Source organism: Bacillus sp. FSL P4-0290 (assembly GCF_037975435.1).
GTDB lineage: Bacteria > Bacillota > Bacilli > Bacillales > Bacillaceae > Bacillus > Bacillus subtilis.
Genome location: NZ_CP150253.1, coordinates 2,162,607 through 2,178,523, shown reverse-complemented (window position 1 = coordinate 2,178,523; position 15,917 = coordinate 2,162,607). Strand labels below are relative to the sequence as shown.

The 15,917-nt window shown below is 43.7% G+C and carries 12 protein-coding genes; 5 read left to right on the top strand and 7 right to left on the bottom strand.

Annotated elements, in window-relative coordinates; translation table 11 throughout:
* Nucleotides 1-15 precede the first annotated feature (15 nt).
* Nucleotides 16-1,779, top strand: a complete 1,764-nt coding sequence (gene ggt, locus MKY10_RS11785; protein ID WP_015251974.1) for a gamma-glutamyltransferase — start codon at nt 16-18, stop codon at nt 1,777-1,779.
* A gap of 101 nt (nt 1,780-1,880) precedes the next feature.
* On the opposite strand, the gene yofA is transcribed toward ggt, so the two are convergent.
* Complete coding sequence (gene yofA / locus MKY10_RS11780; protein WP_003231468.1) at nt 1,881-2,738, bottom strand: LysR family transcriptional regulator YofA; 858 nt, start codon at nt 2,736-2,738, stop codon at nt 1,881-1,883.
* A gap of 127 nt (nt 2,739-2,865) precedes the next feature.
* Here yofA and MKY10_RS11775 point away from each other — a divergent pair, with 127 nt between their 5' ends.
* Nucleotides 2,866-3,855: a zinc-binding dehydrogenase gene (locus MKY10_RS11775; protein WP_015251973.1), complete on the top strand. Its 990-nt coding sequence runs from the start codon at nt 2,866-2,868 to the stop codon at nt 3,853-3,855.
* Between the two features lie 56 nt (nt 3,856-3,911).
* Here the strand turns inward: MKY10_RS11775 and gltD are convergent, their stop codons facing one another.
* The gene (gltD, locus tag MKY10_RS11770; protein WP_014476983.1) at nt 3,912-5,393 is read right to left on the bottom strand and encodes a glutamate synthase small subunit; all 1,482 of its coding nucleotides are present in this window, start codon (nt 5,391-5,393) and stop codon (nt 3,912-3,914) included.
* Between the two features lie 16 nt (nt 5,394-5,409).
* On the bottom strand, nt 5,410-9,972 hold the full coding sequence (gltB, locus tag MKY10_RS11765) for a glutamate synthase large subunit (protein ID WP_339225872.1): 4,563 nt from the start codon (nt 9,970-9,972) through the stop codon (nt 5,410-5,412).
* A 146-nt stretch (nt 9,973-10,118) separates the two neighbouring features.
* Here gltB and gltC point away from each other — a divergent pair, with 146 nt between their 5' ends.
* Complete coding sequence (gltC, locus tag MKY10_RS11760) at nt 10,119-11,021, top strand: glutamate biosynthesis transcriptional regulator GltC (RefSeq protein WP_004399246.1); 903 nt, start codon at nt 10,119-10,121, stop codon at nt 11,019-11,021.
* 51 nt (nt 11,022-11,072) lie between these two features.
* Here the strand turns inward: gltC and proB are convergent, their stop codons facing one another.
* The 4 genes from proB to MKY10_RS11740 all read right to left on the bottom strand — a co-directional run bounded on the left by proB (nt 11,073) and on the right by MKY10_RS11740 (nt 14,602).
* Nucleotides 11,073-12,188, bottom strand: coding sequence for a glutamate 5-kinase (gene proB, locus MKY10_RS11755; protein WP_015251971.1), 1,116 nt, complete (start codon nt 12,186-12,188; stop codon nt 11,073-11,075).
* Nucleotides 12,185-13,078, bottom strand: a complete 894-nt coding sequence (gene proC, locus MKY10_RS11750) for a pyrroline-5-carboxylate reductase (RefSeq protein ID WP_010886524.1) — start codon at nt 13,076-13,078, stop codon at nt 12,185-12,187. Before proC ends, proB begins: the two co-directional genes overlap by 4 nt.
* Before the next feature lie 147 nt (nt 13,079-13,225).
* On the bottom strand, nt 13,226-13,594 hold the full coding sequence (gene rtp, locus MKY10_RS11745; protein ID WP_003220337.1) for a replication termination protein: 369 nt from the start codon (nt 13,592-13,594) through the stop codon (nt 13,226-13,228).
* 291 nt (nt 13,595-13,885) lie between these two features.
* A complete protein-coding gene (locus tag MKY10_RS11740) occupies nt 13,886-14,602 on the bottom strand; it encodes a 3-ketoacyl-ACP reductase (RefSeq protein ID WP_015483302.1) in 717 nt (238 codons plus the stop codon).
* 150 nt (nt 14,603-14,752) lie between these two features.
* Here MKY10_RS11740 and MKY10_RS11735 point away from each other — a divergent pair, with 150 nt between their 5' ends.
* Nucleotides 14,753-15,061, top strand: coding sequence for a DUF948 domain-containing protein (locus MKY10_RS11735; protein WP_015251969.1), 309 nt, complete (start codon nt 14,753-14,755; stop codon nt 15,059-15,061).
* 66 nt (nt 15,062-15,127) lie between these two features.
* Nucleotides 15,128-15,898 (top strand): hypothetical protein, encoded by a 771-nt coding sequence (locus tag MKY10_RS11730; RefSeq protein ID WP_015251968.1) that lies wholly within the window; start codon nt 15,128-15,130, stop codon nt 15,896-15,898.
* Nucleotides 15,899-15,917: the final 19 nt, after the last annotated feature.

Below are 15,917 nucleotides of genomic sequence, written 5' to 3'. Positions count from 1 at the left end.
TATAGGAGGGAGAACATGAAAAGAACGTGGAACGTCTGTTTAACAGCTCTGCTTAGTGTTCTGTTAGTCGCTGGAAGTGTCCCTTTTCACGCGGAAGCTAAAAAACCGCCCAAAAGCTACGATGAGTACAAACAAGTAGATGTTGGAAAAGACGGCATGGTTGCGACCGCACATCCTCTTGCTTCTGAAATCGGTGCTGATGTGCTGAAAAAAGGAGGAAATGCTATTGACGCAGCGGTTGCCATTCAATTTGCACTCAATGTAACAGAGCCGATGATGTCAGGTATTGGCGGCGGCGGTTTTATGATGGTGTATGACGGAAAAACGAAGGATACAACGATAATCGACAGCCGTGAGCGTGCTCCAGCAGGCGCAACTCCTGATATGTTTCTGGACGAAAACGGCAAAGCAATTCCTTTCTCTGAACGTGTAACAAAAGGTACTGCCGTTGGTGTTCCAGGCACTCTGAAAGGGCTGGAAGAAGCCTTGGATAAATGGGGAACCCGTTCGATGAAGCAATTAATTACCCCTTCTATTAAACTCGCTGAAAAAGGCTTTCCGATTGATTCGGTGTTGGCAGAGGCCATTTCTGATTATCAGGAAAAGCTTTCACGGACTGCCGCAAAAGATGTATTTTTACCAAATGGCGAACCGCTTAAAGAAGGAGATACCCTTATTCAAAAGGATTTGGCTAAAACATTTAAGCTTATTCGCTCCAAAGGCACTGACGCTTTTTATAAAGGAAAATTCGCCAAGACGCTTTCTGACACTGTCCAGGATTTCGGCGGATCAATGACAGAAAAAGATTTAGAAAATTACGACATTACAATTGATGAACCGATTTGGGGAGACTATCAAGGCTATCAAATCGCTACTACTCCTCCTCCAAGCTCCGGCGGTATTTTCTTATTGCAAATGCTAAAAATCCTTGATGATTTTAACCTTTCACAATACGATGTCCGCTCATGGGAAAAATATCAGCTGCTTGCTGAAACGATGCATTTGTCATATGCCGACCGTGCGTCTTACGCAGGTGATCCCGAATTTGTAAATGTTCCTCTCAAAGGCCTGCTTCACCCCGATTATATCAAAGAACGCCAGCAATTAATCAACCTAGATCAAGTGAATAAAAAACCGAAAGCCGGTGACCCTTGGAAATACCAAGAAGGATCAGCAAACTATAAACAAGTTGAACAGCCGAAAGACAAAGTAGAAGGCCAAACAACCCACTTTACAGTTGCTGATCGATGGGGAAATGTTGTTTCTTACACAACAACAATCGAACAGCTATTCGGAACGGGTATTATGGTCCCTGATTACGGTGTTATTTTAAACAATGAATTAACGGATTTTGATGCGATACCAGGCGGAGCTAACGAAGTACAGCCAAACAAACGGCCTTTAAGCAGCATGACCCCGACGATTTTATTTAAGGATGGCAAGCCTGTCCTCACGGTTGGATCTCCTGGCGGGGCCACAATTATTTCATCCGTTTTGCAAACCATTCTCTACCACATTGAATATGGTATGGAATTAAAAGCAGCTGTTGAAGAGCCGAGAATTTACACAAACAGCATGAGCTCTTACCGTTACGAAGACGGAGTTCCTAAAGATGTCCTCAGCAAGCTAAACGGGATGGGCCACAAATTCGGCACAAGTCCGGTGGATATCGGAAACGTGCAAAGCATATCGATCGACCATGAAAACGGCACCTTTAAAGGTGTAGCTGATTCAAGCAGAAACGGAGCGGCGATCGGCATTAATTTAAAACGTAAATAAATAAAAAAACTGTACTCGCTTCAAATGAGTACAGTTTTTTTATACACATCTTTAAAATAAAAACTGACAAACGTCTTTATTCTGCTAATGCACGTCTATCTTCATCTTTTCATTTCGTTTATCTCATCAAGAAATGTCTGAAACGCACTCGTAATAAAAAAGTCTTTTCTGTATATAAAGACGATCTCTAAGTCTTGATATGATGGTGGCAGCTGATGAATCCATACATTTGTACGATGCTCGGAGCCGTCAACAGCGGACTTTGGGAGCAGCGCCGTACCCATCCCGGCGGAAACACCTTTTATAATAGCCTCCAATGTGCCAAACTCTATGATTTTTTGATTGTGTATGCCTGCTTCCTCTAGTAATCTTTTGACCCTGTCACGATGAGAACAGCCAGCCCCAAAAAAGAGCATCGGCTGCTGAAGCATGTCTTCTGCCGTCCCTTCTCGTGATGAAATCAAAACTAATTCATCATGGGAGACATGGAGTTGTCTAACTGCAGCGTGTTCAACCGGTCCATATACAAAAGCGCCATCAACTTTATGATCAAGAACCTGTTGAATCAAATGATGCGTATCAGCTGTGTTCACTGATAAATCCACTTCAGGAAAACGCCTGAGGAAGGATGCTGCATGCTCAGGCAGATGCGTTACCGCCATTGTTTCCAGTGATCCGATCCGCAAAGGCCCTTTTGGTTGCCTGCTCATTCGGGTCGATTTTTCAGCTTGGTCTAACAGCGATAATACTTGATCTGCATATTGTAAAAGATTTTCTCCTGCAGCAGTCAGCTTCATTCCCCGATTCGTTCGATGAAAAAGCCTGATATTCAAATCTTCCTCAAGGTTATGCACTCTGGCTGTCACATTCGACTGAACATAATTCAGCATTTGGGCTGCTTTCGTTATGCTTCCTTCGCGAGCAACAGCCTGAAAAATCTTTAAATCTCCGCTTTCCACGCGCTCTCACCTGCTTGCTATGATGAAAAGTGATATTGGCTATCATATTTGTTCATTTTACTCGAAGAAAACCGCTATGTAAAATATGTAAAGATATGAAAATACAATTAATGAGGAGGCAGACAGCATGAAAGCTGTAATTCACAACGGAAAAGCCGGTCTTCTGGGGTTATCAGTTCAGGACGTTCCATCAACAAAGCCTGGATACGGAGAGGTAAAGGTTAAATTAAAATCTGCAGGCCTGAATCATCGTGACTTGTTTCTTATGAAAAACAAATCTGAACAAGATCCTCACATGATACTGGGTTCTGACGGCGCGGGTATCATCGAAGAGATTGGTGAAGGCGTGAAAAATGTTACTGTTCAGACAGAAGTAGTCATTTTCCCGACATTGAACTGGGATTTGACAGAAAATGTTCCACCTGTACCTGAGATTCTGGGAGGTCCTTCGGACGGAACACTTGCTGAATATGTGATCATTCCTTCACAAAATGCAATCAAAAAACCTGCTTATTTATCTTGGGAAGAAGCGGGCGTTTTACCTTTATCCGCTTTAACTGCATATCGGGCTCTGTTTACAAAGGGGCAATTAAAAAAAGGCGAGCATCTATTGATACCCGGCATCGGCAGCGGTGTAGCAACCTACGCTTTATTTATGGCTAAGGCGATTGGGGCAACAGTAAGCGTGACCTCCCGCAGTGAGGAGAAAAGAAAAAAGGCGCTGAAATTAGGTGCTGATTACGCATTTGACAGCTACAGCAATTGGGATGAGCAGTTGCAGGGAAAAAAGGCGGATGTTGTTCTTGACAGCATAGGACCTGCCCTCTTTTCGGAATACTTCCGCCATGTAAAACCAAATGGCCGTATTGTCAGCTTTGGGGCAAGCTCAGGGGATAATCTCAGTTTTCCGGTGCGTTCTCTATTCTTTCCTCAGGTCAATGTTTTGGGAACCTCGATGGGAAGCGGTGAGGAATTTCAAGCTATGCTCGCTTTCATTGACAAACATAAGCTGCGGCCTGTAATTGACCGGATATATCCTTTAAAAAAAGCATGTGAAGCATATAAAAGAATGCAGGAAGGCAGACAGTTTGGAAACATCGGGATCGTAATGGAATAAAAAAAGAAACCGGCTGGCAGCCAGACCGGTTTCTCTTATATGATAATCCCCTTTATTTACGGAAGAACTGAACTCCCCATCAAATATCGATCCACTTCACGCGCCACTTCACGGCCTTCATTAATCGCCCATACGATTAAGCTTTGCCCTCTTCTTGCATCCCCTGCGGCGAATACACCATCGATATTTGTTTGATAATCCCCATATGCTGCACTGATTTTGTTATTTACTGAATCAACACCGAACTGTTTCAACAGCGGCTGTTCTGTGCCTTCAAAGCCGATAGCGATAAAGACAAGCTGAGCAGGCCATACTTTTTCCGTTCCAGGCAGCTCGCGGAACTCGTATTTTCCATGCTCATTTTTCACTTTTTCCATTTGGATGGTATGAAGCTCTTTCAGCTTTCCGTTTTTATCCGCGACCATTTTTGTCGTTTGAATGGAGTATTCTCTCGGATCTCTTCCGAATTTTGCTTCTGCTTCCTCGTATGCATATTCAAGCGTAAAGACGTGTGGCTGTTCAGGCCACATATTGTCATTCGTGCGGGCTGGCGGAAGTTTCGGGTGTTTGCCGAATTGGTGCACGCTTTTGGCTTTTTGACGCAGAGCGGTAGCCACACAGTCAGCTCCTGTATCTCCGCCTCCGATTACGATGACATCTTTCCCTTTGGCATCAATGAATTGCTTGTCTTTAAAATTAGAATCTAAATAGCTTTTTGTTGCAAGTGTGAGGTAGTCCATTGCGTAATGGACTCCTTTTGAGTCGCGTCCTTCAATTAAGAGGTCCCGCTGTTTTTGAGCGCCTGTGCATAAGATCACAGCATCAAATTGCTCCTTTAGCTCATCAGCTGTAATGTCAACACCGATTTCTGTGTTCGTTACAAAATCAATTCCCTCTTGCGTCAGCAATTTAATTCGGCGTTCTACAATGCCCTTCTCAAGCTTCATGTTTGGAATGCCGTATGTTAAAAGGCCGCCCGCTCTGTCTGCTCGTTCAAAAACAGTGACGGAATGTCCCGCTTGATTCAGCTGGTCAGCACTCGCCAGTCCGGCTGGGCCTGACCCGACGATGGCCACTTTTTTGCCTGTTCGTTTTTTAGGAATTCTAGGTTGAATCCAGCCGTTCTCAAATCCTTTGTCGATAATGGTTCGCTCGATATTTTTAATTGAAACGGCCGGGTCTGAAATCGCTAAAGTGCATGATCCTTCACAAGGAGCGGGACATACCCGCCCTGTGAATTCAGGAAAGTTGTTTGTTTTCAACAGGCGTTCCAATGCTTCCTTCCATCTGCCCCGGTAGACAAGATCATTCCATTCAGGAATTAAGTTGTAAATCGGACAGCCGGATGTAAATCCGTTAATGTCCGCACCGATCTGGCAAAACGGTGTACCGCAATCCATGCACCGCGCCCCCTGCCGTTTCGATGCTTCTTCTGAAAAAGGAGCAGAATATTCTTTCCAATCCTTTAAGCGAGTGAGAGGGTCCCGCTCCGCAGGTTTTTCTCGTTTGATCTCCATAAATCCAGTTGGTTTCCCCATGTTCCTCTCCCCTTCCTTACTGTACTACCGCTTGTTTTTGTCCCGATGCTGCTGTATTCTGCTTTGGCTTCGTGTTGGCCTCAAAAGCGAACATGATGGCTTCTTCATCTGATAAACCTGCAGCTTTTTGCTCTTCGATGCTTGCGAGCATTTGTTTATAGTTTTTCGGAATGACTTTGACGAATTTTTTCACACTGTCTTCCCATTGATCAAGCAAATCTTCTGCTTTTTGGCTGTTTGTATATGCAGTATGTCTTTCAAGCATTGCTTTGATTTGCTGGATTTCTTTCTCGTCCTCTAATGATTCAAATAAAATCATCTCAAGGTTGCATTTGCGTTTAAACGCTTTGACATCTTCGGCCAGTACATAAGCGATTCCGCCGGACATACCTGCCGCAAAGTTTTTGCCTACATCACCGAGAACGACAACGCTGCCGCCAGTCATGTATTCACAGCCGTGGTCGCCAATACCTTCTACAACTACGTTCACACCGCTGTTTCGAACGGCAAAGCGTTCACCAGCACGTCCGTTAATATATGCTTCTCCGCTTGTCGCACCGTAAAAAGCCACGTTGCCGATAATGACATTGTCATCCGAAGCAGAGTTGAATCCTTCTGGTGACTTGACGATGATTTTTCCGCCAGAAAGCCCTTTTCCGACGTAATCATTTGAGTCTCCGTCCAAATAAAGCGTCATCCCTTTAGGAACGAAAGCTCCAAAGCTTTGGCCGGCTGATCCGGTAAAGTGCAGCTTGATTGTATCTTCAGGAAGACCTTCTTCTCCGTAACGCTTTGAGATTTCACTGCCGGTTATCGTTCCGGCTACACGATTTGTATTATTGATTTCAATCGAAATATCAGCTTCTTTTCCAGATTCGATGGCTTCTTGTACAGCCGGGAGAATTGTTGTGATATCAAGCGATTGATCAATTTTATGATTTTGCGGCGATCGGAACGTCCGCACCCCTTCAGGCTGATAAAGAAGTGTAGACAAATCAAGCTGGCTTGCTTTCCAGTGCCCCTTCGCCCGTTCACTTACATGAAGTACATCAGTGCGGCCGATCATTTCATCAAATGTCTTGAAGCCTAACGCAGCCATGTACTCACGAACCTCTTCAGCAATGAACAGCATATAGTTCACAATATGGTCAGGATCCCCCATGAACTTTTTGCGAAGCTCTGGGTTTTGTGTCGCTACACCGACAGGGCATGTATCCAAATGGCAGGCACGCATCATGACACAGCCGAGTACAACTAACGGAGCCGTTGCGAAACCAAATTCTTCGGCGCCGAGCAAGGCAGCCATCACAACGTCGCGGCCCGTCATGAGCTTTCCGTCTGTTTCTAATACAACACGGTCACGAAGTCCGTTCAGCATTAGTGTTTGATGTGCTTCTGCAAGGCCAAGCTCCCACGGAAGCCCTGTATGTTTAATACTGGTTTTCGGAGAAGCGCCTGTACCTCCGTCATAGCCGCTGATCACAATGACATCTGCAGTCGCTTTGGCAACACCTGCAGCGATTGTTCCTACACCTGCTTTTGACACCAGCTTTACGCTGATTCTTGCGTCACGGTTGGCATTTTTCAAATCGTGGATCAGCTGGGCTAAATCCTCAATCGAATAAATGTCATGGTGTGGCGGAGGTGAGATTAATCCGACACCTGGCGTTGACCCGCGGACATCGGCAACCCATGGATATACCTTGTTGCCAGGAAGCTGCCCGCCTTCACCCGGCTTAGCACCTTGAGCCATTTTAATCTGCAGCTCATCAGCATTGACGAGGTAATGGCTTTTGACACCAAACCGTCCGGATGCAATTTGTTTGATCGCACTTCTTCTATCATCGCCGTTCTCATCTGGAACAAAGCGTTTGGGATCTTCTCCGCCTTCACCGCTGTTGCTTTTTCCTCCAAGACGGTTCATTGCGATTGCTAAAGCTTCGTGCGCTTCCTTACTCAAGGACCCGAATGACATCGCACCCGTTTTAAAACGTTTGACAATCGATTCAGCGGATTCAACCTCCTCCAACTTCAAAGGCTTGCGGTTTCCGTCAAATGCGAACAAGTTCCGCAAAAACCCGATGCGTTCTTCATCAGCCGCTTTTGTATACTGTTTAAACAGATTGTAATCATTTCTGCGGCACGCCCATTGCAAAGTATGAATCGTTTTCGGATTAAACGCATGATGCTCTCCGCCATTTCTCCATTGGAAGTCACTTCCCGGTTCAAGCGTTTTGCTGTAATCATCCTGATACGCTTCCCGGTGGCGGCGCTGTGCCTCTTCTGCAATTGTTTGTAAATCGATGCCGCCTAGCTGTGATGCAGTACCTGTGAAATAGCGGTCGATCACATCGCGGCTGATTCCTACCGCCTCAAAGATTTGTGCGCCTCTGTAGCTTTGCACAGTTGAAATTCCCATCTTGGACATCACTTTTACGACGCCCTCAGTAATGCTTTTTCCATATTTGCTGACCGCTTCCTCATAGCTGATATCCAAACGGCCTTCATCAATTTCCTGCTTGTAGGTCGCATAAGCGAGATAAGGGTTAATCGCATCTGCGCCATAACCGATTAACGCTGCAAAGTGATGCACTTCACGTGCTTCTCCCGATTCCACAATAATGCTGACCTTCGTACGCAGCCCTTTGCGGATTAAGTGCTGGTGCAGTGCGCTTACTGCCAGAAGCGGCGGAATTGGTGTCAGTCGTTCGTTCATCTTTTTGTCTGATAAAATTAACAAACTTACGCCTTGGCTGATGGCTTTCTCTGCCTGTGTGAACATGTCCTTTAAACCAGTTTCAAGATCCTCTGAAAACAGCACATCAATTTTTTGGCTTTTTAAATCAGGATGAACAATCGTTTTCAATGCGTAAAACTGTTCATTGGATAAAACAGGTGTATACAGTTTAATCCGGCGAACATTTCGTTCACTTGGATGAAGAAGATCGCCTTCCGCACCGAGCCAAGTCATCGTTGAAGTGACAAGCTGCTCACGAATCGCGTCGATTGGCGGGTTCGTTACTTGTGCAAACAGCTGTTTAAAGTAGTTAAACAGCGATTGCGCTCGGTCAGAAAGTACAGCAAGCGGAGCGTCATTCCCCATTGAACCAAGGGGATCTTTGCCTTCTTTAATAACAGGAATTAGATACTTTTGGATATCCTCATATGTGTATCCGAATGCCTTCTGGCGAGTAAGAAGATCACTAAATTGTTCTTCTTCTCTTGACTCCGGATCAGGATTTACTTGTACAAGCTCTTCTTCAAGCCATTTTTGGTACGGATACTCAGTTGCAATTTGTGTTTTGACTTCCTCATCGGAGATAATACGGCCTTCTTCCAGGTCGATTAAAAGCATTTTCCCAGGCTCAAGGCGGTTTTTATATAAAACGTTCTCCTGTTCAACTTCAATAACGCCTACTTCAGATGAGAAAATAATATAATCATCTTTTGTGACATAATAACGGGCCGGACGGAGACCGTTCCGGTCAAGGATCGCCCCGACTTGTTTACCGTCAGTAAATGAAATAGCTGTCGGTCCGTCCCAAGGCTCCATCAGGGAGCTATGGTACTCGTAGAACGCCCTTTTTTCCTTGGACATATGCGTATTTTCCGTCCAAGGCTCTGGAATGAGCATCATTGCCGTATGTGCCGGTTTGCGTCCAGCCATCACAAAAAACTCAAATGCGTTATCCAAAATGGAAGAGTCACTGCCATCAGCATTGAGAATCGGCAAAATCTTGTTTAAGTCCTCACCGAAGCTTTCAGAAACAAATTGTTGCTCACGTGCTCTCATCCAGTTGATATTTCCGCGAAGGGTGTTAATTTCACCGTTGTGAACCAAATAGCGGTTAGGATGCGCTCTTTCCCATGTAGGGAATGTATTGGTACTGAAGCGTGAATGAACAAGCGCAAAAGCAGAAACGAATGCTTCGTCTTGCAGATCAGAATAAAATGCATCAACCTGTTCAGGTGTTAAAAGGCCTTTGTAAACAATGGTCTGGCTTGAAAAACTGGCAAAATAAAAATCAAGACCTTCCGTTACTCCCCAATTTTCAGCCTGTTTACGAATGACATACAATTTTCGTTCAAAAGATAAATTGTCCTTTAGATCAGAACTTGCGCCGATAAATACCTGACGGACAAACGGACAGCTTTTTTGCGCCACTGTTCCGATTTTTCCGACATTTACAGGTACAGTTCTCCATCCAAGAACGACTTGGCCTTCTTGTTCAATTAGTGCATTGATTTGCTTTTCAATTTTTTTTCTTTCATCTTCCTTCTGTGAGAAAAAGACCATTCCTACCCCGTAACGTTCTTTTTCTGGCAGATTGATGTTTTTGCACTCTTTTCTAAAGAAAGCATCAGGGATTTGAACCAGTAAGCCGGCTCCGTCTCCTGTATCCGGATCACTGCCTTGCCCTCCTCTATGATCTAGCTGGCAAAGCATCTTAAGTCCTTGTTTGACAATGTCGTGAGTCTGCTTGCCCTTTAAGTGTGCATATAGGCCGATTCCGCATGCATCATGTTCAAATTCAGGACGGTAGAGACCTTGAGCTTTTGGCATTTGATTGTACGTCATAATTCCTCTCCCCCGATCAATTTCCGATAATACCGGTCATAAAATCTAACAACTCTATAATCATTGTAGGTTTTCAAAACGATATAAACAATATATAATTTAGATCAAAAGAATCTCAAAATGAGATAGATGGATGTGAGACAAACATGGAGCTGCGCCAACTGCGTTATTTCATGGAGGTGGCTGAAAGAGAACACGTTTCAGAAGCCGCTGATCATTTGCATGTGGCCCAATCAGCAATCAGCAGACAAATTGCCAATCTTGAAGAAGAATTAAATGTGACCTTATTTGAGCGTGAAGGGAGAAATATCAAACTCACGCCAATCGGAAAAGAATTTTTGATTCATGTGAAAACGGCGATGAAAGCCATTGATTATGCGAAAGAGCAAATTGATGAGTATCTTGACCCGCATCGCGGAACGGTAAAGATCGGCTTTCCTACAAGCCTCGCCAGCCAGCTTTTGCCGACTGTCATTTCAGCGTTTAAAGAAGAATATCCGCACGTCGAATTTTTGCTGCGCCAAGGCTCCTATAAGTTTCTGATTGAAGCTGTCAGAAACCGCGATATTGATCTGGCCTTATTAGGACCGGTGCCGACGAATTTCTCTGACATAACGGGAAAAATATTATTTACTGAAAAAATTTACGCGCTTGTTCCATTAAATCATCCGCTTGCTAAACAAAAAACGGTTCATTTAATTGATTTGCGCAACGACCAATTTGTATTGTTCCCGGAAGGATTTGTACTTAGAGAGATGGCAATCGATACTTGCAAACAAGCAGGCTTTGCTCCTCTCGTTTCCACGGAGGGTGAGGATTTGGATGCGATCAAAGGGTTAGTGTCCGCAGGAATGGGCGTTACCCTTCTGCCTGAAAGTACTTTTGCTGAAACAACACCTCGTTTTACTGTGAAAATTCCAATTGAGTTCCCTCAAGTAAAACGGACTGTCGGAATCATTAAACCGAAAAATAGAGAGCTTGCGCCTTCCGCGAATGATTTTTATGAGTTTGTCATTCAATTTTTCTCTAAGCTGGAGCAGTATCAATAAAAAAAATGAACCCGAGCTTCTATATAGAAGCTTCGGGTTTTTTTCTGCAAATTAATTTACAGGTAAAGAAAAATCCACATGGCAAACAAATGCTTCTTGATCAATTAGAGCTCTGTTTGTCAGTTCCTTGTTCTTTTCCGGTTCTTGAAGCTGTACAGAAGAGTAATTGACGATTCCAAGGCCGATTTCCGTCCCTTTTGAATCCATTAGCCGAACAACTGAACCGCTTTTAAATTTCCCTTTAATCTTCTGTACACCGTCTAGGTATAAACTCGATTGGCCGTTTGTTATTTTTCGTGAACAATCATCTGATAAAATCATTTCACCTTCCGGACCGGAATTAAAAGCGATCCATTGCTCCTTTTGATTCAACGGAAGCGTTCCTTCTGCTTCAAAATAGGTGCCTTCCGCCTGTTCATGAACGGCGTGATATAAAATATCGCCGACATCTGCCTGACCTAGGAAACCTTTAATGCCAGACGCCATTACGATTTTAAACGCATCAAGCTTAGAGCGCATGCCGCCGGTGCCAACGATGCTTCCAGTGTCACCTGCGCATGCTTCGATGTCAGGTGTTATTTCACTCACCCGCTGTATCCTTTTCGCTTCTGGATTTGTGCGCGGATTGCCGTCATATAATCCGTCGATATCTGATAAAATCACAAGCATATCTGCATCAATCAATCCTGCGACTTTTGCTGCGAGCGTATCATTGTCGCCAAACTTGAGCCGATTGACGGTAACTGTGTCATTTTCGTTTATGATCGGGATGATGCCGCGCTCGAGCAGTACATTCATTGTATTCCTGACATTGTTGTATCGATATTCATCAGAAAAATCGCTTCTCGTAATTAAAATTTGGGATGCGACATAGCCGTGTGCCAAAAACAGCTTTGAATAAGCCTCCATCAGCAATCCCTGGCCGATTGAAGCTGATGCTTGTTTTTCTGGAAGCTTCTCGGGCCTTTGGATAAATCCGAGCTTCCGATATCCCGCCGCCACTGCGCCTGAGGAAACCAAAATCACTTCATTTCCGGCGTCTTTGAGTTTGACGACCTGGTCGACCAGCGCTTCTAATTTACGAATGCTGATTTCTCCATGAAGGCTTGTTAATGAACTGCTTCCAATCTTCACAACGACTCTTTTCATGCTTGTATCAGGCGTCACTTTATCACTCCTGATAGCGGCGCTGCAGTTTTTTCGATATCTTCGCTGATTTCCTTTGAACGCTTAGCCGCATGCTTTATCGCTTGAGAAATCGCTTCTCCGCCGCCGCTTTTTTTCAAGGCTTGCAGCCCCGCTGCTGTCGTTCCGTTCGGTGACGTGATATTATCTCTTAAGATCTCAGGATGTTCTCCTGTTTCCATGAGCATTTTTGCGGCACCTAAAAGTGTCTGTGCGCCGATGCTTCGAGATAACTGTTTATCGAGGCCCGCTTCCTCGCCTGTCTTTTCAATGAATTCCATTAAATAATAAAAATACGCGGGGCCGCTGCCTGCAATTCCGGTGAATATATCCATTTGATTTTCTTGGATTGTATAGACTTCGCCCATGCATCCGAGCAATGCTTCGGCCAGCTTCTTCAGGTCTTCCGACACATATTTGCCAAGGGCAATAGCTGTTGCAGAAGCGCCAATCATACTGGAAGTGTTGGGCATCACTCTGACAACCGGCTGTTCATTAAGCAATGATTGTTCAATAAAAGAGGTAGTTATGCCGGCAAGGACCGACAATATTAATTGATGGGGTTGAATACGTGATTTTAGTGATGACAGAGCGTTTTCGGCGTCTTTTGGCTTCATTGCCAAAATGAGCACATCCATGTCTTCAATACATAGTTGGTTCGGCAAGGCGCCTTTAATGCCATATTGAAGTTCAAGTTCAGTTAATCGCTCTGTATTGCTGCGGTTTGTAACGCAGATGTTTTGTTTCGGGATTTTGTTGGCACGAACGATACCTGATATCATTCCTTCCGCCATAGATCCTGCTCCTATAAAGGCTACTTTCTTTTGATCAAAGATCGGTAACATCTCCTTTGTTCGCTTTTTTGTTCGCATTTTCACACGTTTAAAATGTTACCACGTGAGGAAATGATGTCAAGTTTGAAGGTCATCATTGATTTGTATTGTTTCTTTTCGACAAATATGTATAATGAAAAGCAGAAAACACCCGGTTCACACTGCTGCGCCGGGTGTTTGTTTCTATTAAAAATTATCTGAGAGGGCTTTTTCAATCAGTTTTTTACAGCGATCCAGCTCTACCTTCAGCTGTTTTTTATATAGCTTGGCGGCTTCGTAATCTTTAAATTGATAGAGGACGACTTCCTGGAGCTTAGCCCCTTCTTTTTTTACTTTAATTTGTTTTAGTATCCCGTCATCAAGAAGCTCATGCAAAGACCGGTATACTTCTGTATGATTTGGTTTAAAACCAATCTCTTTAAATTCAGACCGAAGTACTTCAAGCAGCTTTAACCCATAGAGTCTCTCTTGCTCTGTCATCGTTATCATATAAAGCTTCAAAAATGCGCGCTGTTTCACTAAAAAGCCTGTTGAACTCCTTTTTTCTTCTTTCATCATATGCACTCCTTCTTCTGTCACTGACAACACTATGTACTAAATATTCAATTTTCTTTTATTGTTTTCCTTCTTTATATTAAAGACTGATAGTCCAGTCATTTCATGTTTACTGATTATAGGTGTAGCGGAAAAAATAAATTCTGACTGAACATTTGGTACATAGTTTTCTTAGTTCTATTATAGCCTACATTCACTGCCAGCTTCAATTTAAAACGATTGTCAGATTTGCATATGCCGGTATGAATTTCATTCAAATAAAAAAACCTGTCGAAAGACAGGTTTTCATTTTTAAGGATTTGTTGACCATAATCCCGCTGTTTTGATGAAAATACGAGGATCTAATTTCAATTGTGCCACCATGTACTCAGCAAGATCCTCAGGCTGCATCACTTTTTCAGGATTACCGTCTGTTAAGTTCAATTCGATAGACATATCACTAGCGACAGTGCTCGGCGTTAACGCGCTGACTCTGATATTATGTTTTCTCACTTCTTGCATAAGAGACTCTGTTAACCCGAGAACGGCAAATTTAGAAGCGCTGTAAGCACTTGTTACAGCAGCTCCTCTTTGACCCGCTGTAGACGAAATATTAATGATGTCTCCGGCTTTGCGTTCGATCATTTCCGGAAGCACCGCGCGCGTGACATGGTACACACCCATTAGGTTGACTTGAATAATATTTTCCCACTCATCGGCTGACAGATCTAAGAAACCGCCAAATTTGCTGATGCCGGCATTATTAATGAGAATATCGATATCACCGAGCTGTTCCTTCACTTGAGCTACAGCTTGGTTAACCTGATCGGCATCTTTTACATCTGCAGCAGCAAATGCAGCTTTTACACCAAGCGCTTTGACTTCTTCAGCCACTTTTTCTACATTAGCGGAAGTCCGGCCAATTAACCCGATATTCACGCCTTCTTTGGCAAGCGCCAAAGCAGTAGCGCGGCCAATTCCTCTGCCTCCGCCTGTGATTAGTGCAGTTTTATGTTGTAAATTTTGCAATTGAAGCACCCTTTCTTTGTTTACATATGTACGTTATCACATTATAAGTACAATACATCCAATACGCAAATCAAACGAACTGTGTAAATATCATTTCTTCTGATTAAAAAAACGGATACAGGGTAATGACATAAGAAAAGGAGTGAACATATGATTATAGTTTATATCAGTCTTGCAGTATTAGCAGTTTCTATTATCTTCTTAGGAGTTAACGTGATTCAAAACAAGAAAAAAATGGACCCTGCACTAAAGGAGCTTTCCTCTGTTACGCAGGCTATGCAAAAACAAATCGAAGGATTAAAAACAGAAACAGATCTGCTGACGCAAAAACAAAAGAAGATTCAGCAGGATGTCCAAATGAAAAAATCCGCGTTTCAGCAGACCGCAGCTGAAGTAAAAGAAGTTCCTAAAGCTGTTAAAGAGGTGTGGCAGGCTGGTCATTTAAATAGCAGGTCATGATGAATGATATCCCGTTGTTTCGATCAGAATGGACAATGGGATATCATTTTTTGAGGAGGCTTTCGCATGATTGTAAACCACAGTTGCTTAAAGGAGTTCGCAGAAAAACTACATTCTCTTCCCTCTTCACTTACAAAGTCGGATTTACTTATTTCTCCATTTCATCTCCATCAAGAAAATGAACTTGACATCTACTATTCACCTCATAATGAATATATCAATCGGACTGCTACGATTGTGATTGCCGGGATCACGCCGGGTTTTTCCCAGATGAAAACAGCGTACGAAACAGCAGTCGAAAGTCTGCGGCAAGGCCGCACTCTTGAGCAAATGGCGGTAGATACAAAAATAGCAGCGGGTTTCTCCGGGTCGATGAGACATAACCTTATCACCATGCTGGATTTATGCGGGCTGCCGCAAGCTTTCGGCATTCAAAGCGCCGCAAAGCTTTTTGGAGAATTACGGTATATGCTCCATACAACTTCCGTTATTAAATATCCTGTCTTTATCCAGCAAAAAAACTATACCGGATACAAACCGGCTATCACTCATTCTCCTATCCTAAGCACCTATGCTTTTGGGCACTTCCCTGCGGAGCTTAACCATGTGACGGGACCAGCTCTTCTCATTCCGTTAGGAAAAGCGGCCGAAACAGTATGTGAAACATTGATCAGACAACACAGCCTCCAGAATTTGATTTGCCTTAACGGCTTTCCCCATCCATCAGGCGCGAACGGCCATCGTTTGAAACAATTCAGCAAAAACAAAGAGCAACTAGAAACACAAATTCGTTCCTTTGCTGCATTGGTTGATTTCGCTATAGAAAAGAGGAAATAAAAGGGATATGATAAACAAA